Source organism: Pseudomonas sp. BJa3 (assembly GCF_026343815.1).
GTDB lineage: Bacteria > Pseudomonadota > Gammaproteobacteria > Pseudomonadales > Pseudomonadaceae > Aquipseudomonas > Aquipseudomonas soli.
The window spans coordinates 17248-38742 of sequence record NZ_JAOXMC010000003.1; the positions used below are offsets into that span (position 1 = coordinate 17248).

Below are 21495 nucleotides of genomic sequence, written 5' to 3' on the forward strand. Positions count from 1 at the left end.
TCAGCCGGCCTGATCCAGATCGAGTTTGGCCTCGAGGCGGTCCAGATGTTCATGCATCAGGCCCAGCGCTGCCTGGCCGTCGCCGTTTTCCACCGCGTCGATGATCGCCGCATGTTCCTGCCAGGCGCAGTGCTCGCAGCAGGGCGCTTCGTAGCGGGCGATGATCAGCGAAGTCATGGGTACCAGGCCATTGAGGAAACGCGCCAGCGGCGCGTTGGCGGCCATCTGCGCCAGCTTCATGTGGAACTCGCCGCCCAGGCGGATTGCCGTGCAGCGTTCGCCGCGTTCATGGTGCTGGCGTTCGCGTTCGACCAGTTGGCGTAGTTGGCGGATCTGTGCCGGGCGCGCGCGCTGGGTGGCCAGGCCGATCAGCGTGGTCTCTGCCAGGCGCCGGGCGCTGAGCACCTGGCGCGCCTGCTCAGGGTCGGGAGCGGCCAGGTGCGCGGTGTGGCTGGGGCGTTGCACTACCACCTGCTGGTCGGACAGGCGCCCGAGCACCCGGCGGATCACTGTGCGGCTGACGCCGAAAGCATTGCCCAGCGCCTGCTCGGGCAGGGCGCTGCCGGGTGGCAGGCGTTGTTCGAGGATGGCATCGAACAGGCGGGGGTAGATCTGTTCCGCCGACAGGCGGGTCTCGCCGGCACCGAGCAGGGCAGGCAGGCGGGGGGCGGCTTGGGCGCAGGCGGTCATGGTCGCTCTCCTTCTTTGTTCAGTTGCCTGGTTGGTCGTCCGGGATATTCAGGGCGATGCCCATGCGCTGGCCCTCGGCGAGGATGTGCTGGCGCATCTGCTGGCTGGCCTTGGCGCTGTTGCGCTCACGGATGGCACGCACCACCGCCTCGTTTTCGCTGAGGCGCGCGGCCAGGTGCTCGGGCGAATTGCGCAGCATGTCGGCACTCTGCTTGAGGGCATTGCCGGTCTGCTGCACGACACTCTGGAAGATCGGATTGGTGGTCAGCGCGAACAGCGCCTCGTGGAAGGCGATATAGGCATTGATGCCGGCCTCGCTGTCGCCGGCGTCGAGGGCTTCGCGCATGTCCATCAGGGTCAGGCGCAACTGGCCGATGTCCTGGCTGCCGGCCGATTGCGCCACCAGGCCGGCAATGAAAGGCTCAAGGGTGTAGCGCAGCTCGAGCACGTCGGCCAGGCTGGCCTCGGCGATGCTGTCCGGCTCTTGCGCCTGGCTGGCGTCGGCATCGAGCACCAGCACGCCCTTGCCCGGCATCGAGCGCACCAGGCCCAGGGTTTCCAGCACGATCACCGCCTCGCGCAGGCTGGGCCGGCTGATGCCCAGCTGTTCGGCCAGCTCGCGCTGGCCGGGCAGCATGTCACCGCTGCGCCACTGGCCACGGGCCAGGGCCTGGCGGAGTTTCTCCACCACTGAATTGACTACGGTCGAAGAGCTGATCACGGTTCGCTCCTTGGTTGACGCTGCATCTTGGCCCTTGGCGGGCCGGCGCGGGGCGCCGGCGGCCTTGGGCTTAGAATTCCTGTTGATGGGGTTGGCCCTGCTTGCGGGTGGCCGGGGCGAAGCCGGGTTTGTTGGCCAGCACATTGTTGGCGCGTTCCAGGTCGATGTCCTTCTCCCAGCGGGCGATGGCCACGGTGGCGACGCAGTTGCCGATCAGGTTGGTCAGCGCCCGGCCGATACCCATGAACCAGTCGACTGCCAGCACCAGCACCAGGCCGACCACCGGGATCGCCGGGACCGCGGTCAGGGTGGCGGCGAGGATCACCAGGGCCGAACCTGGGATGCCGTGGGCGCCTTTGGAAGTCACCAGCGACACCAGAAGAATGGTCAGCAGGTCGGTCATGGCCAGCGGCGTGCCGGTGGCGTTGGCGATGAACACGATGGCCAGGGTCAGGTAGATCGAGAAACCATCGAGGTTGAACGAGTAGCCCGTGGGGATCACCAGGCCGACGGTGGAGCTGCCGATGCCGAGGTGCTCGAGCTTGCGCATCACCTGGGGCAGCACAGCGTCAGAGGACGCAGTGCCGAGGACGATGGACAGTTCTTCGCGCAGGTATTTGATGAACGGCAGCAGCTTGAGCCCGGACAGACGCATTACCGTGCCGAGGATGATCAGCACGAAGCCGGCGCAGGTCAGGTAGAACAGTGCCACCAGGCCGCCCAGGTGCTGCAGCGAGCTCAGGCCGTATTTGCTGGTGGTGAAGGCGATGGCGCCGAACACGCCGATGGGGGCCAGGCGCACGATCATGCCCATGATGCGGAAGATTACATGGCTGAGCTCATTGATCAGCCGCGAAATGCCCGAGGCCGACTCACCGACCAGGTTCAGCGCGCTGCCGAACAATACCGAGAACAGCAACACCTGGAGGATGTTGTTGTCGGCGAAGGCGCCCACCACCGAAGTGGGGATCAGGTCCATGAGGAAGGTGGTGGTGCTGTGGATATGCGCGCCACGGTCGGCCAGGGCGCCGGCGTCCGCGCTGGACAGCTGGTCGAGGTGGATGTTGGCGCCGCTGCCGATGCCGGTGGAGAAGGCGAACACCAGGCCGATGACCAAGGCCAGGGTGGTCAGCACCTCGAAGTAGATCACCGACTTCAGGCCGATGCGCCCGACCTTCTTCAGGTCGCCGGCGCCGGAAATGCCGCTGACCACAACGCAGAACACGATCAGGCCGATGAGCATCTTGATCAGCTTGATGAAGCCATCACCCAGGGGTTTGAGTTGCAGGGACAGGTCGGGGAAGCTCAGGCCGCAGATCACGCCAAGGGCGAGGCCGAGCACAACCTGGAGGAAAATCGAACGCGAACACCATTTGAGCATGGGAGGAGTCTCTGGTCGGTGTCCTTGCCCCCCAAGCCACACGGAGCGAAAGAGTGCAGGACTTAATTATTGTGGTCTTACCGGTTTGTTCACTGCGTGGGCTATAAAACGCCGATTTTCCGCATAATGCAAGGGTTTTTGGCCTTACCGGTCTGACCAGTTATGGTGCAGTGATAGGCAATCTGCTCTAGGGTGGTGCGCGGGGGATTTCACAGCTTGGCGAGCACCTGATCGACGGCTGCGATCAGCTTGCCGAGGTCCTTCGGGGGGGCACTGTGGATGACGCCGAAAAGATAGGCGCGTTGTTCATCTTCGTCATCGGGGTCGCTGAAGAACACTTTCGGCTTGACCCCCAACGCCTCGGCAAAACTTATCAGTGACTCGATGCTGGGGGTGTAAGTGCCGGTTTCGAAACGGCTGATGGTCTTGGGGTCGAAGCCGGTTCGCTCGCCCAGTTGTGCCTGAGTGAAGCCTGCCAGTTTGCGGTAGCGGCGCAGGGCAGGACCTAGACCTGTTCTCGTCATCGCTTAATTCCCATTTAGAATCAAGCACTTAACGATATATGTCGATATAGCGCAACGCCATGATTCATCACCTTTATTTGCAAAATGTGATGGAATTCGTAGAATTCGCCACTTTGATTGATCAGTCATTCAAGTAGTCATCCAGGGTGATCCGGTCATCCACCGGCCCGCGTTCAAGCGGTGTCGGATATTGGAACTGATCCAGGATGAACGGTTCCGGCGCCCCTGGCCTTCTGTCAGGCCGCGTGTCGGGCGGTGTATGAAGGGAGTCTTGTCGTGCGTCAAAACCTGCCGGTGAATCCGGTCGAGCAAAGTTTTCCCGAGCACCAGCGGCTCATTTCGGCCACCGACACGGCCAGCCTGATTACCTATTGCAACGCCGAGTTCGCCGCCATCAGCGGCTTTAGCCAGGAAGAGCTGATCGGCAGCCCGCACAACCTGGTGCGCCATCCGGACATGCCCGAGGCGGTGTTCGAACGGATGTGGCAGTACCTCAAGGCGGGCCACAGCTGGATGGGCATCGTCAAGAACCGTTGCCGCAACGGCAACTTCTATTGGGTCAACGCCTACGTCACGCCGATGCTCGAGAATGGCCAGGTGATCGGCTACGAGTCGGTGCGTGTGCGCCCGACCCGGGAGCAGGTGGCCCGTGCCGAGGCGTTGTATGCCCGGCTGCGCGACGGCAAGGCAGCGCTGTCGCCGGCCCGGCGTGTGGCATTGCTCGGCCGGGCCATGGTGCTGCCAGTGTTGGCTGGGACCCTGGCCATTGCCGGCCACCAGTTGCTCCCAGATCTACCTGCACAGGGCTTGACCTTGGCGTTGTTCGCCGGCGTCGGGCTGTGGGCGCATGGCCGCATGGGGCTGCACTTGCAGCGCATCGTCCGGGTGGCCGACAACGCCTTCAGCGACCCGGTTGTGGCCTTGACCTACAGTGACCTGCCGGGCGCCGCCGGGCAGTTGGAGTTGATCCTGGTCAGCGAGGAGGCGCGCCTGAAGACCGCGCTGACTCGTTTGAGCGACCTTGCCGCGCAGATGGCCGGCGCCGCCCAGGATGCCGGGCGGCTTTCACGCAGCACCGAATCGGCGTTGCTGGAACAGCGTGCCGAGACTGACCTGACCGCCACCGCCATGACTGAGATGGCGGCCTCGATCGGCGAGGTTGCTGGCCACGTTCAACTCACCGCCGAGCAGGCGCAGACCGCGCACCTGCTGGCCGGGCAGGGCAGCCAGGTGGCCGACGCCACGGGGGCTGCGATCCAGAGCCTGGCCGGTACGGTCGGGCAGATCAACCAGGCGGTCAACGATCTGGCCGGTCAGACCGGCGCCATCGCCGAGGCGGCCGGGATGATCCGCGCCATTGCTGAGCAGACCAACCTGTTGGCGCTCAACGCCGCCATTGAAGCTGCCCGCGCCGGGGAGCAGGGCCGTGGCTTTGCGGTGGTCGCCGACGAAGTGCGGGCCCTGGCTGACAAGACCCGCCAATCCACGCTGCATATCCAGTCGATCATCGACAGTTTGCGCGGTGGCGCCGAGCAGGCGGTGAGCATCGCCAGCCAGGGTATCGAGGGCGCGCAACAGGGCGTGACCCAGGTCGCCCTGACTCAGGAAGCGTTGCAGGGCATCCGCCACGCCGTGCAGCGCATCAGTGACATGAGTCAGCAGATGGCCGCTGCTTCGCATGAGCAATCCAGCGTTGCCGAGGATGTCTCGCGGCAAATCAATGGGGTGGCGGGCACGGTCCAGCAGAGCGCGCACCGCGCCAATGCCGCCGCCGTGCGCGGCGCGGAGCTCGAGCAGGTGTGCGCCGGGCTGCGCGCCCTGGTGGAACGCTTCAACCGCTAGGTTGCGAGGCTTATGGACGACAATTACCGCGCGGCTGTCGATGCGGCCGCGATCTTTTCCGAAACCGATTTGCGCGGTTGCATTACCTACGTCAACCAGCAGTTCTGCAGCATCTCAGGCTATAGCCGCGAGGAGCTGCTGGGTGCCAACCATCGCATCCTCAATTCCGGGCTGCACGAGCCGACCTTCTTCCTCGAGATGTGGCGCGCCTTGGCAGCTGGCCGGGTATGGAAGGGCGAAATCTGCAACCGGGCCAAGGACGGCTCGCTGTACTGGGTGGACAGCACCATGGTACCGCTGATCGACCCGCAGACCGGCAAGGTGCGCAAGTATGTGTCGATCCGCTTCGACGTCACCGAGAAGCGTCAATTGTTGCACACCCTGCAGTGGCGCGTGGGGCACGACGTGCTGACCGGGCTACCCAACCGCGCCTATTTGTCCGACCTGCTCAACCAAGCCCTGGCGTTCTCTCGCCGCGAAAGCATTCCCCTGGCGGTATGCATGCTCGACCTCGATGGTTTCAAGGCGGTCAACGATGGCTATGGCCATGCCACTGGCGACCTGCTGCTGGTGGAGGTCGCCCAACGCCTGCAGCACATCCTGCGTGGCGGTGATGCCGTGGCGCGCCTGTCAGGGGACGAGTTCGTGCTGATCCTGCGGCATATCGAAGGTCCGCAGCAGCTGGATGCCGCGTTACGGCGCATTCTCCAGGCGCTGGCCGCGCCCTACACGGTACGCGAGCAGCCGTTGAGCCTGAGCGCGAGCATTGGTGTCACCCTGTTCCCGCAGGACGACGAGGATGCCGACACCCTCGTGCGCCACGCCGACCAGGCCATGTATGTGGCCAAGCAGCGCGGACGCAATCGCTACCACCTGTTCGACGTGTCCCAGGAACTTGAGCTCAAGGCCACCCACCAGACCGTGGCGCGGGTGCGCCAGGCCCTTCGCCAGGGCGAGCTGTGCCTGCACTACCAGCCGAAGGTGAACATGCGCAGTGGACAAGTGATCGGTTTCGAAGCCTTGCTGCGCTGGATGCACCCCTCCAAGGGGCCGGTACCGCCGGGGGAGTTCCTGCCCTTTGTGGAGCAGACCGACCTGATCGTCGAGCTGGGCGAATGGGTCATCGACCAGGCTTTGACCCAGTTGCAGCAGTGGCAGCTGTCCGGACGCGATTGGTCACTGAGCGTCAACATCGCCGCCCGCCAGTTGCAGCGCGGTGACTTCGCCCAGCGCCTGGAGCGCTTGCTGGCGCGCCATCCCGGGGTGTCGCCAGCGCGCCTGGACCTGGAGATCGTCGAGTCGGTGGCGATCGACAACCTGCCGCGGGTCGGCCGCTGCCTGGATGCCTGCCGTGCATTGGGCGTGCGATTTTCCCTGGATGACTTCGGCACCGGCTACTCCTCGCTGAGCTACCTCAAGCGCCTGCCGGCGCAGACCATCAAGATCGACAAGTCCTTCGTGCGCGACATCCTGCATGACCATGACGACCTGGCCCTGACCGGCGCGGTGATCGGGCTTGCGCGGGCGTTCGGGCGTGAGGTGATCGCCGAAGGGGTGGAGAGTGTCGAGCATGGCCGGATACTGATGGAACTGGGGTGCGAGCTGGCTCAGGGGTATGGCATTTCCCGCCCCATGCCGGCGGATGAGTTGGCAAGGTGGGTGACCGATTACCGCCCACCTGTACAGTGGCAAGAGTTCTCCTGAGCGAAGGCGCCGGTCTGTCTATCGGCGGCGGAAGGCGGTTTGATGATTCTCGTGAAATTGGTCATTGGCGAACCCGTGCTTTCAGCAGGGCGCCGTCAACCCGTTCGAGCGCGACCGGTACGCGGTGGTTGAAGCGTCCGGCGCTCAGGTCGAACCTTTACGCAATGCCACCCAGGCGAGGCGGGGGAAGCAGTTAGCGAGGGATCGCTGCTGCTTCATGCATGAAAAGAATAGCGAGCCTGGTGGTGCGCGCCTGGCCGGGGCTACATGGATAGCACCCGTTCAGGTCATGGGCGCCGTGCTCTTCACCGCCGCCAGCTCCGGATGCGCCACCAGTTTGTCGATATGCAGCTCGTCGTTGTTCATCCAGGTCTCGGTCAGCACCCGGTAGTGCTCCATGTCGCGGCAGCGCATGCGCAGGCTGTAGTCGAAGTGCCCGCTGATCAGCTGGCACTCGTAGACCTGCGGGCAGGTGCGCACGGTGGCTTCGAAGGCCCGCTGCGCCGAGCGCCCGCTCTGGTTGGACAAGGCCACCAGCACCAGCAGCGACAACCCCGGGGAGACCTGCTGCAGGTCGATGATTGCCCCATATCCGCGGATCACTCCGCGCCGCTCCAGCTTGCGCACACGCTCCAGGCAGGGCCTGGGGGTCAGGTGCACGAGGGTGGAGAGCTTTTCGTAGGTGATCCTTCCGTGGTGGCGCAGCACGTCGATGATCGCTTCGTCGATGCGATCCAGCGGTGCCGCGGTGGAGCTGATGGCCTTGCTATCCATATACGGCTTGACTTCACTTGAGGCGGTTGGAGAGGAACTGCCGCAGGCGCTCGCTCTGTGGCCGGTCGAGGATCTCGGCGCTGCCGCTTTCCTCGACCAGGCCCTGGTGCAGGAACAGCACCTGGCTCGATACCTGGCGGGCAAACCCCATTTCATGGGTGACCATGAGCATGGTACGTCCTTCCTCGGCGAGCGTCTGTATCACCTTGAGCACTTCGCCGACCAGCTCCGGGTCGAGTGCCGAGGTGGGCTCGTCGAACAGGATGATTTCCGGCTCCATGGCCAGCGCCCGGGCGATGGCCACGCGCTGTTGCTGGCCGCCGGAGAGAAACGCCGGATACTGCTCGGCGGCGCGGGCCGGCAGGCCGACCTTGTCCAGGTACTTGCGCGCCCGCGCCTCGGCTTCGCTGGCGCTGATCCCCAGCACCTTGCGTGGCGCCAGGCAAATGTTTTCCAGCACGGTCAGGTGGCTCCACAGGTTGAAGTGCTGGAACACCATGGCCAGACGCGTGCGCAGGTTCTGCAACTGGGCCGGTGGCGGGGTGCGAGTGCCGGGGTGGATCTCCAGGGTCTGGCCGTCGAGGGTGATGCTGCCGGCATTGGGCTGCTCGAGGAAGTTGATGCAGCGCAGGAAGGTGCTCTTGCCCGAGCCGCTGGCGCCGATCAGGCTGATCACGTCGCCCTTGCGCGCCTGCAGCGAGACGCCCTTGAGCACCTGGTGCTCGCCGTAGTGCTTGTGCAGGCCCTCGACGCTGAGCTTGATCGCGCCAGTATGGGCGTGCGCCCTTGGAGCCTGGGCGAAGGTGGAAAGTGGTAGTGCGGTAGCAGTCATGTTTTCAGCCTCGTACAGGGTCAAGGAAGCGCATCCAGCGCCGTTCGGCCACGCGGAACAGGCCGACCAGGGCGAAGGACAGCAGCATGTACAGCAGGGCGGCCACGCCGAAGGCCTGGAAGGTCAGGAAGGTCGCGGCGTTGGCGTCACGGGCCACCTTGAGGATGTCGGCGACGGTGGCGGTGAAGGCCAGCGAAGTGGCATGCAGCATCAGGATCAGCTCGTTGCTGTAGGTCGGCAGCGAGCGGCGCAGGGCGGCGGGCAGCACCAGGAACAGGTTGAGCCTCCAGCCGCGCAAGCCATAGGCCTGGGCCGCCTCCAGCTCGCCGGCGGGCAGGTTGCGGATGGCCCCGGCGAAGATTTCCACGGTGTAGGCACAGGTGTTGAGCACGAACGCCAATAAGGTGCAGTTGAGTGCGTTGCGGAAAAACTGGTCGAGCAGGGCATGGTCGCGCACCACCTGCAGGCTGTAGAGCCCGGTGTAGCAGATCAGCAGCTGGATATAGAGCGGCGTGCCGCGGAACACGAAGGTGTACAGTTGTACCGGCAGGCGCAGCCAGGCATGACGCGAGGTGCGCGCCAAGGCCAGGGGTAGCGACAAGGCGAAGCCCAGCACCATGCTGGCCAGGAACAGCCAGAGGGTCATGGCCAGGCCCGAGAGGCCGGTGCCATCGCTGTAGAGATAGGCCAGCCCGTATTCCTGAAGGAGTTCGATCATCGCGCCAGCTCCTTGATGCCGGTGTTGTAGCGCCGCTCGAGGTGCTTGAGCAGGCGGTTGGACAAGGTGGTGATGACCAGGTAGACCAGGCCCGCCAGGCACAGGAAGAACAGCATGTCATTGGTGGTCTTGCCGGCGTTCTGCGCGGCCTTGACCAGGTCGGCCAGGCCGATGATCGACACCAGCGCGGTGGACTTGAGCAACACCAGCCAGTTGTTGCCCAGTCCCGGCAGGGCGAAGCGCATCAGCTGCGGGAACAGCACCAGTCGAAACCGCTGTGCCCGGCTCAGGCCATAGGCGGTGGCGGCCTCCAGTTGCCCGGCGGGTACGCTGAGGATGGCGCCGCGCAAGTTCTCGGTGAAGTAGGCGCCGTAGATGAAGCCCAGGGTGACCACGCCGGCGCTGAACGGGTCGATTTCGACATAGTTCCAGCCCAGCATCTCGGTCAGGTCGTTGAGCCAGATCTGCATGCTGTAGAAGATCAGCAGGATCAACACCAGGTCGGGAACGCTGCGGATCAGCGTGGTGTAGAGGGTGGCCGGAAGACGCAGCAGCCTTGATCGCGACAGCTTGGCGCTGGCGCCGATCAGACCCAGTGCGAGGCTGAGCGCCAGTGACAGCAGGGCCAGCTTGAGGGTCATCCAGATGCCCTGGGCCAGCAGCGGGCCGAAGCCTTGCAGGCCGTGAGAGAGGAGGTCGTTCATGACAGGATCTCGCGGGGAGGCCGTCGCGGGGCAAGTCGGGTCGCCGCATCGCCGCTCCCACGCAGTCGTCAACCCGTGGGAGCGGGTTTGCCCCGCGATCGGCGCATTAGGTCACTCGTTGTAGATATCCACGTCGCCGACATACTTCTTCTGGATCTCGGCGTAGGTGCCGTCGGCATGGATCATGGCGATGCCCTTGTCGAGCAGGGCCTTGAGTTCGGGATCGTTCTTGCGCAGGCCCATGGCGATGTCCAGCGGCAAGGTTGGGTCCTTGATCGCCGGGCCGCTCTTGAAGTCGGCGCCTTCGGGCTTGGAGAGGAAGTTGAGCTGGGCTTCGAGCTTGTCGGTGACGGTGGCGTCGAGGCGGCCATTGATCAGGTCGGCGTAGTTCTGGTCCTGGCTCTGGTAGGCCTTGACCTGCGCGCCCTGCGGCGCCAGCACGGCGCGGGCGTAGGCTTCCTGCAACGAGCCCTGGAGCACACCGACCTGCTTGCCCTTGAGCGATTCGGTGGTGTCGCCGAAGTCGGCCGACTTGCGCACGATCACCGAGGTGGGGCTGAGGAACAGGCGGCTGGTGAAGTCGATCTGCTTCAGGCGTGCCGGGGTGACGGCCATGGACGACATGATGGCGTCGAACTTGCGGGCGCGCAGGGCCGGGATCATGCCGTCGAACTCGTTGTGCACCCAGGTGCACTTGACCTGCAGCTTGGCGCAGATGGCATTGCCCAGGTCGATGTCGAAGCCTTGCAGGCTGCCATCGGCGGCGACGGATTCGAAAGGTGGGTATTCGGGGAAGACGCCGAAGCGGATCTCGGTCCACTCCTTGGCCTGGGCAACGCTGGTGGCACACAACGAGAACAGCAGCACGCCGAGGCGTTTTCGCATGGAGAACATGGTCTTGGGTCCCTGGGTGTTGTTATTGGTAGTAGGGCGGTTGAAGCTTGTAGGTCCGTCATTGACTCATGGGTCGCGCTCAGAATGCGCGAGATAGACAGGTTTTTTGTGTCGTTTGCCAGCGCGTGGGAGGCCGGATTCGGCTGTTAGTGGGCCACTTGCAGCCGAAACGGCTGTTCCGACAAAGATTTATGGATGTGCGACAGCCGTTTCGGTCATTGGGGCCGCCAAGCGGCCCCGCGTGTAAGGTCAGGCAGCACTGGCCTTGCGCTCACGCCCTTTTGGCTGCAGCAAGGCAAACAGGTCCTTCGGGTTCTCGAGTTCAGGCACCAGCGCAATGTCGTGCCCGATGTCCAGGGCGCGGGCCACGTCGAGTACATAGCGCAGCGCCGAGTAGTCCTCCAGGGCGAAGCCGACCGAGTCGAACAACGTGACTTGCCCGACGTTCTCGCGGCCTGCGGCGCTGCCCTCGACCACCTGCCAGAACTCGGTGGTCGGTGAGTTGGCGGGCATCTGCTGGATCTCGCCTTCGATCCGGCTCTGCGGTTCGTACTCGACGATCACCCGGGCACGCTCGACGATGTCGCGGTGCAGTTCGGTCTTGCCCGGGCAGTCGCCGCCCACGGCATTGAGGTGCATGCCCGGTTCGATCAGTTCCGGGGTGAGGATGGTGGCGTAGGCCTTGTCGGCGGTAACCGTGGTGACGATGTCGGCCCCGCGCACTGCCTCGGCCACGTTGCCGGCGATGGTCAGCTTCAGTTGCGGGTAGCCTGCCAGGTTGGCTGCCAGTTTCTCCGAAGCCTTGCGGTCGATGTCGAACAGGTGGATCTCCTCGATGCCCAGCAGGGTATGGAAGGCGATGGCCTGGAACTCGCTTTGCGAGCCGTTGCCGATCAGCGCCATGCGCTTGCTGTCCGGGCGCGCCAGGTAGCGGGCGGCCAGGGCCGAAGTGGCGGCGGTACGGATGGCGGTGGTCAGGGTCATCTCGCTGAGCAGCACCGGCGCGCCGGTATCGACATCGCCCAGGGCGCCGAAGGCCATCACGGTGAGCAGGCCGTTGTGGGTGTTCTTCGGGTGGCCGTTGACGTATTTGAAGGCGTACAGGCTGGCGTCGGACACCGGCATCAGTTCGATCACACCGTCCGGCGAGTGGTTGGCCAGGCGCGCGCATTTCTCGAAGTCGTGCCAGCGCAGGTAGTCCTGGCGGATGTATTCGGCCATCTCGGCCAGACAGGTGGGCAGGCCCTTGCGGTTGACCAGGCGGGCGAGGTCATTTACGTCGATGTAGCGGGTCATGATGGTTCTCCTTGACGGGTCAGTGGCGCGAGGGCAGGTGGATTTCGGCGAGCATGCAGCGGGCGCTGCCGCCGCCGATGCGTTCGATATGGTCGATGTTCACCACCAGCGGATGGCTGTGGCGTTCGACCTGGCGGCGCTGCTGCGCATCGAGCGAGCGCCAGGCGCTGCGAGACATCACCAGCAGCGAGCGGCCGTCGCGATCGTGGACCTCGAGCATGTTGCCGGCGAAGTTCTCCAGCTGATCGAAGTTCAGCGCCAGCACCTGCTTGTCGGTGTCGCGCAGCGAATGTTCCAGTGCGCGGCGTTCGTCTGGGTGGGGCAGGGCATCGAGGCAGGCCACGGCGAGCTGGCGGCCGACATTCATCATCACGTTGCTGTGGTAGATCGGCGCCTGCTGGCGGTCCACCGCGTGGAACAGGCACAGGCGGTAGTCCAGGTGCTCGGCGAACTGGCGCAGGGCGCGTTCGTGGGTGCGCCCGGAGTGACAGGCGTAGCTGATGCGGTGCTCACGGTCCAGGACCATGCTGCCGGTGCCTTCGAGGAACAGATTCTGCTGTTCCAGCGGGCTCAGGTCGACGGTGCGCTGGATGGCGAAGCGCTCGCTCAGCACGCCCAGTACGCCCTTGCTGCGTTCCAGGCGGCGGTTCTTGCCCTCCATCGGGTAGAGCACCAGGCTGCCGTCGGCATGGCTGCTCCAGCAGTTGTTGGGGAAGATCGAGTCAGGGGTATGAGGTTCGGGGGTGTCCTGTACCACCAGTACGTCGACGCCGTGCTGGCGCAGGCAGTCGACGTAGCCGTCGAACTCTTCCAGGGCCTTTGCGCTGGCGGTCTCTGGGTCCAGCGGCGCTTGCTGGAAGCGGTTGTTGGCGGCGGTGTCGGGGTTGAAGGCGAACCGCGCCGGGCGAATCATGAGGACGGTATTTGTTGTTTGCATTGGGCACGCATCCACGGGTGGGCTGTGTGACCATTGTCGGGGGGATCGGGAAGAAATCCCGGCTGAAGCGTGAGTGGGGAGCAGCCAGAAACAGCTGAAGTGGATGGGATGGCAGCCGAATCGGCTGTATGCAGCTATGGTGGGGGAGTCAAAGAGAAACGGCGCCTCGAAGGGCGCCGTTTTCTTTATTGCCGGAACACAGTATTACTTGTGCAGCTCTTCAGCCGCATACAGGGTGTTCTCCAGCAGGCATGCCCGGGTCATCGGGCCCACGCCGCCCGGCACCGGGGTGATCCAGCCGGCCCGGGGCAGGGCGGTCTCGTAGACCACGTCGCCAACCAGCTTGCCGTCTTCCTGGCGGTTGATGCCGACGTCGATGACGATGGCGCCTTCCTTGACCCACTCACCCTTGACCAGCCCCGGCTTGCCGGCAGCGACCACCACCAGGTCGGCGCGGCCGACGTGGCCGGCCAGGTCCTTGGTGAAACGGTGGCAGACGGTGACGGTGCAGCCGGCCAGCAGCAGCTCCATGGCCATTGGCCGGCCGACGATGTTGGATGCGCCGACGATCACCGCGTTCATGCCGTACAGGTCCTGGCCGGTGCTGTGCAGCAGGGTCATGATGCCTTTCGGGGTGCAGGGGCGCAGCAGCGGGATGCGCTGGGCCAGGCGGCCGATGTTGTAGGGGTGGAAACCGTCCACGTCCTTGTCCGGGCGGATGCGCTCGAGCAGCAGCGAGGCGTCCAGGTGCTCCGGCAGCGGCAGTTGCAGGAGAATACCGTCGACTGCCGGGTCGTCGTTGAGCCGGTCGATCAGATCGGCCAGGGCTTGCTGCGTGGTATCGCTGGGCAGGTCGAACGCCTGGGAAATGAAGCCGACCTCTTCACAGTCCTTGCGCTTGTGCGAGACATAGACTTGGGAGGCCGGGTCGCTGCCGACCAGGATCACCGCCAGGCCTGGCGTGCGCAGGCCCTGCTGGCGGCGCTCGGCGACACGTTGGGCGATCTGCTGGCGCAGGTTGGCGGCGATCGCCTTGCCATCGATAAGGTGTGCAGTCATAGACGCGTGATTAACCATCGAGAAGGGAACATATATAAGAAGCCCACATTCTCGCACGACATGGCCCAAGGGCAAAGGCGGGTGGTCGGGCAAATCCCCTAACCCCTTCAATAATTTAAATTTTTTTGCGAAAGGTGTTGACGCCTCTCAGGGTCGCCTATAAGATTCGCCGCACTTGTCGGGCACTGCCTGGCACGGGTTGGCAAAGCCAGGCAGAATAAGTGATTCACTTGTTCGGCTTGGCTGGAAGCTTAAGCGCCCGTAGCTCAGCTGGATAGAGCATCCGCCTTCTAAGCGGATGGTCGCAGGTTCGAGTCCTGCCGGGTGCGCCATTAGGCTCGGGCAAGTAAGCAGTAACGCGTTATGGTGGGCGTAGCTCAGTTGGTAGAGCGCCGGATTGTGATTCCGGTTGTCGTGGGTTCGATTCCCATCGTCCACCCCAGATTTTTCAGGGGCGCCTCGATTGAATGATCCGGCGCCCTTGTTCTAAGCGTTTCATGCGGACGTGGTGAAATTGGTAGACACACTGGATTTAGGTTCCAGCGGCGCAAGCTGTAAGAGTTCGAGTCTCTTCGTCCGCACCATGTTTCTGTAAGGCTGTACCGCAACACTGCATTATGGTGGGCGTAGCTCAGTTGGTAGAGCGCCGGATTGTGATTCCGGTTGTCGTGGGTTCGATTCCCATCGTCCACCCCATATTTTCAGAAGGCGCCCGGATCGAATGATCGGGCGCCTTTTTTGTTTCTGTCATCCGGTGCCTGTGGCTACTGGTGGTCAGGCGATAAAAGCTGTTAGATTTCAGCCGGTTGAATGCTTGGCCGAACAGGCTGCCAGAGGAGTAGCGCAAATGATTGCAAAAGAGGCGCGCCAGGCCCTGGCGCTGCAGCGTTTTGCCGAGGCCAATCCGCAGTTGCTCGAAGAAATCCGTGAGCTGGATGCCAGCGAGCAGGCCCAGCAGATCGAGTGGGCGTTCGAGGATGCAGCCCAGGAGCAGGGTGTCCAGCCCTGGGAGTACGCGTTGCAGTTGATCGCCGAGTCGCCGGAGCAGTTGCAGGCCATGCGCCTGGAAGTGCACCGCGAGGTGGCCGAGGCGTTGGGCCTGGCTTGGGAAGAATACTGCCAGTTCAACGATATCGAGCCGCAATAAAACTGGCGATCGCCCAGGCTGTTGTTTGTTTGACAAGGTTTTACAACTGCGCGGCATTCGAGGTGGCGCGCGGTCGTTATATGAATAGGCTCGACGCCCCGTCGTGCGGGCCTTCCAGGGAAATCGACCGGCGTGTTTCGCCGACAATCCGGGTGGGGTGACTTCTGGTGCGCGAGTCACTAGAATGTTCGCCCTTGATTCTGGAGTCGGGTTATCGCCGGCTAACGTCTGTGCAACGAGGAATATCCATGCAAGTTTCTGTTGAAAACACTTCCGCTCTCGAGCGCCGCATGACCATCGCCGTTCCGGCCGAGCGCGTCGAGAACGAAGTCAACAAGCGTCTGCAGCAGACTGCCAAGCGCGCCAAGATCGCGGGCTTCCGCCCGGGCAAGGTGCCGATGAGCGTGATTCGCCAGCGTTTCGAGGCCGATGCCCGTCAGGAAGCCTTCGGTGACCTGGTCCAGGCGTCCTTCTACGAAGCCATCGTCGAGCAGAAGCTGAACCCGGCCGGCGCGCCTGCCGTCGAGCCAAAGTCGTTCGAAAAAGGCAAGGACCTCGAGTTCGTCGCCATCTTCGAAGTCTTCCCTGAGTTCACCGTTGCCGGTTTCGACTCGATCGCCGTCGAGCGCCTGAGCGCCGAAGTGGCTGACGCCGACCTGGACAACATGCTGGAAGTCCTGCGCAAGCAGAACACCCGCTTCGAGGCCGTCGAGCGCGCCGCGCAGAACGACGACCAGGTCAACATCGACTTCGTCGGCAAGATCGACGGTGAAGCCTTCGCCGGTGGTTCGGCCAAGGGCACCCAGCTGGTGCTGGGCTCCGGCCGCATGATCCCAGGCTTCGAAGAAGGTCTGGTTGGCGCCAAGGCTGGCGAAGAGCGCGTGGTCAACGTGACCTTCCCAGAGGACTACCAGAACCTGGATCTGGCCGGTAAGGCTGCTGAGTTCACCATTACTGTCAACAGCGTTTCTGCCCCTGTGCTGCCAGAGCTGAACGAAGCCTTCTTCGCCCAGTTCGGCATCAAGGAGTCGACCCTGGAAGGCTTCCGCGCCGAAGTTCGCAAGAACATGGAGCGTGAACTGCGCCAGGCCATCAAGACCAAGGTCAAGAACCAGGTCATGGACGGTCTGCTCGCCGCCAACCCGGTCGACGTGCCGAAGGCCCTGGTGGAAAACGAAGTCAACCGTCTGCGCGTGCAGGCCGTTCAGCAGTTCGGTGGCAACATCAAGCCTGAGCAACTGCCAGCCGAGATGTTCGAAGAGCAGGCCAAGCGCCGCGTGGTCCTGGGCCTGATCGTTGCCGAAGTGGTCAAGCAGTTCGACCTGAAGCCGGACGAAGCCAAGGTTCGCGAAGTCATCGAAGAGATGGCCTCGGCCTACCAGGAGCCTGAGCAGGTCATCGCCTGGTACTACAAGAACGACCAGCAGCTGAACGAAGTGCGTTCGGTTGTACTGGAAGAACAAGTTGTAGATACTGTCCTGCAGAAAGCGACTGTGACCGACAAATCGGTCTCGTACGAAGAAGCCGTGAAACCAGCCCAGGCAGCTGCCGACGCTGAGTAACAGGCTACTCTCGTAGGAAACCCCCACAAGCCAGCCTTCGCGCTGGCTTGTGCGTATTCAAGCCATGACTATTTGGGAGTGAGCGCAGGACATGTCCCGCAATTCTTATATTCAGCAGAGCTCTGACATCCAGGCCGCGGGCGGCCTGGTCCCGATGGTTATCGAGCAGTCCGCCCGTGGCGAACGCGCCTACGACATCTATTCGCGCCTCCTGAAGGAGCGCGTGATCTTCCTGGTCGGCCCTGTAGAGGACTACATGGCCAACCTGGTAGTGGCGCAACTGCTGTTCCTTGAGGCGGAAAACCCGGACAAGGATATCCATCTTTACATCAACTCCCCAGGCGGCTCGGTGACCGCTGGCATGTCGATCTACGACACCATGCAGTTCATCAAGCCGGACGTCTCGACCATCTGCATTGGCCAGGCCTGCAGCATGGGCGCCTTCCTGCTCGCGGCAGGTGCCGCCGGCAAGCGCCACTGCCTGCCCAACTCGCGGGTGATGATTCACCAGCCGCTGGGCGGCTTCCAGGGCCAGGCGACCGATATCGAGATCCACGCCCAGGAAATCCTCAACATCAAGGCGCGCCTGAACGAGCTGCTGGCCCATCACACCGGCCAGCCGCTGGAAACCATCAAGCGCGACACCGAGCGTGACAACTTCATGAGCGCTGCGCGCGCGGCCGAGTACGGCCTGATCGACTCGGTCTACGACAAGCGGCAACTGGCATCCTGAAGCAATGCGCCAGGGCGGGTGGGTGCAGAATGCGCCTACCCGCGGACTTGAAAAAGCCAGCGATTGCCTTCATCTTGTGTTTCAAGCCTACCGGATTGGATCGATCGAATGACTGACACCCGTAACGGCGAGGACAACGGCAAATTGCTCTATTGCTCCTTCTGCGGCAAAAGCCAGCACGAAGTGCGCAAGTTGATTGCCGGCCCCTCGGTATTTATCTGCGACGAGTGCGTCGACCTGTGCAACGACATCATCCGTGAGGAGGTGCAGGAAGCCCAGGCCGAGAGCAACGCGCACAAGCTACCCTCGCCGAAAGAAATCAGCGGTATCCTGGACCAGTACGTCATTGGTCAGGAACGCGCGAAAAAGGTGCTGGCAGTAGCGGTGTACAACCACTACAAGCGCCTGAACCAGCGTGACAAGAAGGGCGACGAAGTCGAACTGGGCAAGAGCAACATCCTGCTGATCGGGCCGACCGGCTCGGGCAAGACGCTGCTGGCCGAGACACTCGCGCGCCTGCTGAACGTACCGTTCACCATTGCCGATGCCACCACCTTGACCGAAGCCGGTTATGTTGGTGAGGACGTCGAGAACATCATTCAGAAACTGCTGCAGAAGTGCGACTACGATGTGGAAAAGGCCCAGATGGGCATTGTCTACATCGACGAGATCGACAAGATCTCGCGCAAGTCGGACAACCCGTCCATCACCCGTGACGTCTCGGGCGAGGGCGTGCAGCAGGCGCTGTTGAAGCTGATCGAGGGCACCGTTGCCTCGGTACCGCCGCAAGGCGGTCGCAAGCACCCGCAACAGGAGTTCCTGCAGGTCGATACCCGCAACATCCTGTTCATCTGCGGTGGCGCGTTCTCTGGCCTGGAAAAGGTCATCCAGAACCGCTCCACCAAGGGCGGCATCGGTTTCAGTGCCGAAGTGCGCAGCAAGGAAGAGGGCAAGAAGGTCGGCGAGTCGCTGCGTGAGGTCGAGCCGGACGATCTGGTCAAGTTCGGCCTGATTCCGGAGTTCGTGGGCCGTCTGCCGGTTCTGGCGACGCTGGACGAGCTGGACGAGGCTGCGCTGATGCAGATCCTCACCGAGCCGAAGAACGCGCTGACCAAGCAATACGCCAAGCTGTTCGAGATGGAAAGCGTCGACCTCGAGTTCCGCAGTGATGCGCTCAAGGCCGTCGCGCGCAAGGCCCTGGAGCGCAAGACCGGCGCCCGTGGCCTGCGTTCGATCCTCGAGGGCGTGCTGCTCGACACCATGTACGAGATCCCTTCGCAGAAGGATGTCAGCAAGGTGGTGATCGACGAGAGCGTCATCGAAGGCTCTTCGCAGCCGCTGCTGATCTACGAGAACAGCGAGCCGCAAGCCAAGGCCGCTCCCGACGCCTGATCGGGAACGGGGTAGCAACAGGAAGGGGCCTTTTGGGCCCCTTTTTGCATTTCATGGCCTGGGCGCTTGTAATTTCCCAGGGCTGCCCCCACATTAGCCCCAAGCACCATTTCCAACGGTTTCCGGCCACATGGCCGCTGTAGAGGCGAAATCATGAAGACCACCCTCGACTTGCCTCTTTTGCCATTGCGTGACGTTGTCGTCTATCCGCACATGGTCATCCCACTGTTCGTGGGGCGTGAGAAGTCCATCGAGGCCCTCGAGGCCGCGATGACGGGCGAGAAGCAGATCCTCCTGCTGGCCCAGAAGAATCCTGCCGACGACGATCCAGGCGAAGACGCCCTGTATCGCGTGGGCACCGTCGCCACCGTCTTGCAACTGCTCAAGCTGCCCGATGGCACCGTCAAGGTGCTGGTCGAGGGTGAGCAGCGTGGCGCTGTCGAGCGCTTCAACGAAGTCGATGGCCATATCCGTGCCGAAGTCAGCCTGATCGACGAAGTCGAGACCGCCGAGCGCGAGTCCGAGGTCTTCGTGCGCACCTTGCTGTCGCAGTTCGAGCAATACGTGCAACTGGGCAAGAAAGTCCCGGCCGAAGTGTTGTCGTCGCTCAACAGCATCGAAGAGCCTGGCCGCCTGGTCGATACCATGGCCGCGCACATGGCGTTGAAGATCGAGCAGAAGCAGGAGATCCTCGAGATCGTCGAGCTGCAGGCGCGTGTCGAGCACGTGCTGGCGCTGCTCGATGCGGAGATCGACCTGCTGCAGGTCGAGAAGCGCATCCGTGGTCGCGTGAAGAAGCAGATGGAGCGCAGCCAGCGCGAGTACTACCTGAATGAGCAGATGAAGGCCATTCAGAAGGAGCTCGGCGATGGCGACGAAGGTCACAACGAAGTCGAGGAGCTGAAAAAGCGCATCGACGCCGCAGGCCTGCCCAAGGATGCCCTGGCCAAGGCCCAGGCCGAGCTGAACAAGCTCAAGCAGATGTCGCCGATGTCGGCCGAAGCCACCGTGGTGCGCTCGTACCTCGACTGGCTGGTGCAGGTGCCGTGGAAGGCCCAGAGCAAGGTGCGCCTGGACCTGACCAAGGCCGAGGAGATCCTCGACGCGGACCACTACGGCCTGGAAGAGGTCAAGGAACGCATCCTCGAGTATCTCGCCGTGCAGAAGCGGGTGAAGAAGATCCGTGGCCCGGTGCTGTGCCTGGTCGGTCCACCTGGCGTGGGCAAGACCTCGCTGGCCGAGTCGATCGCCGCCGCCACCAACCGCAAGTTCGTGCGCATGGCCCTGGGGGGCGTGCGTGACGAAGCCGAGATCCGTGGTCACCGTCGTACCTACATCGGTTCGATGCCCGGTCGTCTGATTCAGAAAATGACCAAGGTCGGTGTACGCAATCCGCTGTTCCTGCTCGACGAGATCGACAAGATGGGCAGCGACATGCGCGGCGACCCGGCCTCGGCGTTGCTTGAGGTGCTCGACCCCGAGCAGAACCACAACTTCAACGACCACTATCTGGAGGTCGACTACGACCTCTCGGACGTGATGTTCCTGTGCACCTCGAACTCGATGAACATCCCGCCGGCGCTGCTTGACCGCATGGAAGTCATCCGGCTGCCGGGCTACACCGAGGACGAGAAGATCAACATCGCGGTCAAGTACCTGGTGCCCAAGCAGGTCAAGGCCAATGGTTTGAAGAAGGATGAGCTGGAGGTCGACGTTTCGGCCATCCGCGACATCATCCGTTACTACACCCGCGAGGCCGGCGTGCGTGGTCTGGAGCGCCAGATCGCCAAGGTCTGCCGCAAGGTGGTCAAGGAGCACACCGGCGCCAAACAGGTGAAGGTCAAGGTGACCGGCGAGCAGCTGGAGCAGTTGCTGGGCGTGCGCAAGTTCCGCTATGGCCTGGCCGAGCAGCAGGACCAGATCGGCCAGGTCACCGGCCTTGCCTGGACCCAGGTCGGTGGCGAACTGCTGACCATCGAGGCCGTAGTCATTCCCGGCAAGGGGCAATTGATCAAGACCGGTTCGCTCGGCGACGTCATGGTCGAGTCGATCACTGCCGCGCAGACGGTGGTGCGCAGCCGCGCTCAAAGCCTGGGGATCGCTGCAGACTTCCACGAGAAGCGCGACGTTCACATACACATGCCCGAAGGTGCCACGCCCAAGGATGGCCCTAGCGCCGGTATTGGCATGTGCACCGCGCTGGTGTCGGCCCTGACCCAGATCCCGGTTCGCGCCGATGTGGCGATGACCGGTGAGATCACCCTGCGTGGCCAGGTTCTGGCCATTGGCGGGCTCAAGGAAAAACTCCTGGCGGCACACCGTGGCGGCATCAAGACGGTGATCATTCCGGAAGAGAATGTTCGGGACTTGAAGGAGATTCCGGAAAACATCAAACAGGATCTTCAGATCAAACCGGTCAAATGGATTGACGAAGTCCTCCAAATTGCGCTGCAATACGCCCCGGAGCCCTTGCCAGATGTGGCTCCGGAGATTGTCGCGAAAGATGAGAAGCGCGACGGCGATGCTAAGGAAAGAATCAGCACGCACTAGTACGTATTTCGCTGGGGGGCTTTGGTTGACAGCAT

The 21495-nt window shown here is 63.1% G+C and carries 19 protein-coding genes, 4 tRNA genes and 1 pseudogene; 12 read left to right on the forward strand and 12 right to left on the reverse strand.

Annotated elements, in window-relative coordinates; translation table 11 throughout:
• The 4 genes from OH705_RS03540 to OH705_RS03555 all read right to left on the reverse strand — a co-directional run bounded on the left by OH705_RS03540 (position 1) and on the right by OH705_RS03555 (position 3316).
• Positions 1-690, reverse strand: a complete 690-nt coding sequence (locus tag OH705_RS03540; RefSeq protein ID WP_094011277.1) for a GntR family transcriptional regulator — start codon at positions 688-690, stop codon at positions 1-3.
• 19 nt (positions 691-709) lie between these two features.
• Positions 710-1411: a FadR/GntR family transcriptional regulator gene (locus OH705_RS03545; RefSeq protein ID WP_023631151.1), complete on the reverse strand. Its 702-nt coding sequence runs from the start codon at positions 1409-1411 to the stop codon at positions 710-712.
• 70 nt (positions 1412-1481) lie between these two features.
• Positions 1482-2792, reverse strand: a complete 1311-nt coding sequence (locus tag OH705_RS03550) for a C4-dicarboxylate transporter DctA (RefSeq protein ID WP_023631150.1) — start codon at positions 2790-2792, stop codon at positions 1482-1484.
• A gap of 209 nt (positions 2793-3001) precedes the next feature.
• Entirely contained in the window at positions 3002-3316 is a 315-nt protein-coding gene (locus tag OH705_RS03555) for a helix-turn-helix domain-containing protein (RefSeq protein ID WP_023631149.1), read from the reverse strand.
• Between the two features lie 294 nt (positions 3317-3610).
• On the opposite strand from OH705_RS03555, the pseudogene OH705_RS29195 reads away from it, so the two are divergent.
• The 3 genes and pseudogenes from OH705_RS29195 to OH705_RS03565 all read left to right on the forward strand — a co-directional run.
• Positions 3611-3922: pseudogene (locus tag OH705_RS29195) on the forward strand (PAS domain-containing protein); the annotation flags it as partial.
• A gap of 126 nt (positions 3923-4048) precedes the next feature.
• On the forward strand, positions 4049-5158 hold the full coding sequence (locus OH705_RS03560; protein WP_416383566.1) for a methyl-accepting chemotaxis protein: 1110 nt from the start codon (positions 4049-4051) through the stop codon (positions 5156-5158).
• A gap of 12 nt (positions 5159-5170) precedes the next feature.
• Positions 5171-6862, forward strand: coding sequence for a putative bifunctional diguanylate cyclase/phosphodiesterase (locus OH705_RS03565; RefSeq protein WP_094011280.1), 1692 nt, complete (start codon positions 5171-5173; stop codon positions 6860-6862).
• A gap of 282 nt (positions 6863-7144) precedes the next feature.
• On the opposite strand, the gene OH705_RS03570 is transcribed toward OH705_RS03565, so the two are convergent.
• The 8 genes from OH705_RS03570 to folD form a co-directional block, all read right to left on the reverse strand.
• On the reverse strand, positions 7145-7636 hold the full coding sequence (locus tag OH705_RS03570; RefSeq protein WP_267301040.1) for an Lrp/AsnC family transcriptional regulator: 492 nt from the start codon (positions 7634-7636) through the stop codon (positions 7145-7147).
• 13 nt (positions 7637-7649) lie between these two features.
• Positions 7650-8468, reverse strand: a complete 819-nt coding sequence (locus OH705_RS03575) for an ABC transporter ATP-binding protein (RefSeq protein WP_244891319.1) — start codon at positions 8466-8468, stop codon at positions 7650-7652.
• 4 nt (positions 8469-8472) lie between these two features.
• Positions 8473-9186: an ABC transporter permease gene (locus tag OH705_RS03580; RefSeq protein WP_023629748.1), complete on the reverse strand. Its 714-nt coding sequence runs from the start codon at positions 9184-9186 to the stop codon at positions 8473-8475.
• On the reverse strand, positions 9183-9890 hold the full coding sequence (locus OH705_RS03585) for an ABC transporter permease (protein WP_267301043.1): 708 nt from the start codon (positions 9888-9890) through the stop codon (positions 9183-9185). Before OH705_RS03585 ends, OH705_RS03580 begins: the two co-directional genes overlap by 4 nt.
• 111 nt (positions 9891-10001) lie before the next feature.
• Positions 10002-10784 (reverse strand): ABC transporter substrate-binding protein, encoded by a 783-nt coding sequence (locus OH705_RS03590; protein ID WP_038706451.1) that lies wholly within the window; start codon positions 10782-10784, stop codon positions 10002-10004.
• A gap of 249 nt (positions 10785-11033) precedes the next feature.
• Positions 11034-12080, reverse strand: coding sequence for an ornithine cyclodeaminase (locus tag OH705_RS03595; protein WP_094011283.1), 1047 nt, complete (start codon positions 12078-12080; stop codon positions 11034-11036).
• 19 nt (positions 12081-12099) lie between these two features.
• Positions 12100-13017, reverse strand: coding sequence for a citrulline utilization hydrolase CtlX (gene ctlX / locus OH705_RS03600; RefSeq protein ID WP_031314792.1), 918 nt, complete (start codon positions 13015-13017; stop codon positions 12100-12102).
• A gap of 204 nt (positions 13018-13221) precedes the next feature.
• On the reverse strand, positions 13222-14076 hold the full coding sequence (gene folD, locus OH705_RS03605) for a bifunctional methylenetetrahydrofolate dehydrogenase/methenyltetrahydrofolate cyclohydrolase FolD (protein WP_160290970.1): 855 nt from the start codon (positions 14074-14076) through the stop codon (positions 13222-13224).
• A 255-nt stretch (positions 14077-14331) separates the two neighbouring features.
• Here folD and OH705_RS03610 point away from each other — a divergent pair.
• From OH705_RS03610 to lon, 9 genes are all read left to right on the forward strand, one after another.
• A tRNA-Arg gene (locus OH705_RS03610) sits at positions 14332-14408 on the forward strand.
• Positions 14409-14442: 34 nt separating this feature from the next.
• A tRNA-His gene (locus OH705_RS03615) sits at positions 14443-14518 on the forward strand.
• Positions 14519-14575: 57 nt separating this feature from the next.
• Positions 14576-14660: transfer RNA gene (locus tag OH705_RS03620), tRNA-Leu, on the forward strand.
• A gap of 36 nt (positions 14661-14696) precedes the next feature.
• A tRNA-His gene (locus tag OH705_RS03625) sits at positions 14697-14772 on the forward strand.
• Between the two features lie 151 nt (positions 14773-14923).
• Positions 14924-15223, forward strand: coding sequence for a DUF6388 family protein (locus tag OH705_RS03630; protein WP_267301048.1), 300 nt, complete (start codon positions 14924-14926; stop codon positions 15221-15223).
• A gap of 248 nt (positions 15224-15471) precedes the next feature.
• The gene (gene tig / locus OH705_RS03635; protein WP_094011284.1) at positions 15472-16785 is read left to right on the forward strand and encodes a trigger factor; all 1314 of its coding nucleotides are present in this window, start codon (positions 15472-15474) and stop codon (positions 16783-16785) included.
• 91 nt (positions 16786-16876) lie between these two features.
• A complete protein-coding gene (gene clpP / locus OH705_RS03640; RefSeq protein ID WP_023629742.1) occupies positions 16877-17518 on the forward strand; it encodes an ATP-dependent Clp endopeptidase proteolytic subunit ClpP in 642 nt (213 codons plus the stop codon).
• Positions 17519-17626: 108 nt separating this feature from the next.
• A complete protein-coding gene (gene clpX / locus OH705_RS03645; RefSeq protein ID WP_031314790.1) occupies positions 17627-18910 on the forward strand; it encodes an ATP-dependent Clp protease ATP-binding subunit ClpX in 1284 nt (427 codons plus the stop codon).
• Positions 18911-19063: 153 nt separating this feature from the next.
• On the forward strand, positions 19064-21460 hold the full coding sequence (gene lon / locus OH705_RS03650; protein ID WP_046854889.1) for an endopeptidase La: 2397 nt from the start codon (positions 19064-19066) through the stop codon (positions 21458-21460).
• Positions 21461-21495 lie beyond the last annotated feature (35 nt).

What these genes read in the sequence shown, in the direction of transcription:
- OH705_RS03550 (WP_023631150.1), bottom strand. Translation starts at nt 2,792, where the DNA reads ATGCTCAAATGGTGTTCGCGTTCGATTTTCCTCCAGGTTGTGCTCGGC.
- OH705_RS03590 (WP_038706451.1), bottom strand. Translation starts at nt 10,784, where the DNA reads ATGTTCTCCATGCGAAAACGCCTCGGCGTGCTGCTGTTCTCGTTGTGT.
- OH705_RS03585 (WP_267301043.1), bottom strand. Translation starts at nt 9,890, where the DNA reads ATGAACGACCTCCTCTCTCACGGCCTGCAAGGCTTCGGCCCGCTGCTG.
- tig (WP_094011284.1), top strand. Translation starts at nt 15,472, where the DNA reads ATGCAAGTTTCTGTTGAAAACACTTCCGCTCTCGAGCGCCGCATGACC.
- OH705_RS03630 (WP_267301048.1), top strand. Translation starts at nt 14,924, where the DNA reads ATGATTGCAAAAGAGGCGCGCCAGGCCCTGGCGCTGCAGCGTTTTGCC.
- clpP (WP_023629742.1), top strand. Translation starts at nt 16,877, where the DNA reads ATGTCCCGCAATTCTTATATTCAGCAGAGCTCTGACATCCAGGCCGCG.
- ctlX (WP_031314792.1), bottom strand. Translation starts at nt 13,017, where the DNA reads ATGCAAACAACAAATACCGTCCTCATGATTCGCCCGGCGCGGTTCGCC.
- folD (WP_160290970.1), bottom strand. Translation starts at nt 14,076, where the DNA reads ATGACTGCACACCTTATCGATGGCAAGGCGATCGCCGCCAACCTGCGC.
- OH705_RS03555 (WP_023631149.1), bottom strand. Translation starts at nt 3,316, where the DNA reads ATGACGAGAACAGGTCTAGGTCCTGCCCTGCGCCGCTACCGCAAACTG.
- OH705_RS03540 (WP_094011277.1), bottom strand. Translation starts at nt 690, where the DNA reads ATGACCGCCTGCGCCCAAGCCGCCCCCCGCCTGCCTGCCCTGCTCGGT.
- clpX (WP_031314790.1), top strand. Translation starts at nt 17,627, where the DNA reads ATGACTGACACCCGTAACGGCGAGGACAACGGCAAATTGCTCTATTGC.
- OH705_RS03560 (WP_416383566.1), top strand. Translation starts at nt 4,049, where the DNA reads ATGGTGCTGCCAGTGTTGGCTGGGACCCTGGCCATTGCCGGCCACCAG.
- OH705_RS03595 (WP_094011283.1), bottom strand. Translation starts at nt 12,080, where the DNA reads ATGACCCGCTACATCGACGTAAATGACCTCGCCCGCCTGGTCAACCGC.
- OH705_RS03580 (WP_023629748.1), bottom strand. Translation starts at nt 9,186, where the DNA reads ATGATCGAACTCCTTCAGGAATACGGGCTGGCCTATCTCTACAGCGAT.
- OH705_RS03570 (WP_267301040.1), bottom strand. Translation starts at nt 7,636, where the DNA reads ATGGATAGCAAGGCCATCAGCTCCACCGCGGCACCGCTGGATCGCATC.
- OH705_RS03575 (WP_244891319.1), bottom strand. Translation starts at nt 8,468, where the DNA reads ATGACTGCTACCGCACTACCACTTTCCACCTTCGCCCAGGCTCCAAGG.
- OH705_RS03565 (WP_094011280.1), top strand. Translation starts at nt 5,171, where the DNA reads ATGGACGACAATTACCGCGCGGCTGTCGATGCGGCCGCGATCTTTTCC.
- lon (WP_046854889.1), top strand. Translation starts at nt 19,064, where the DNA reads ATGAAGACCACCCTCGACTTGCCTCTTTTGCCATTGCGTGACGTTGTC.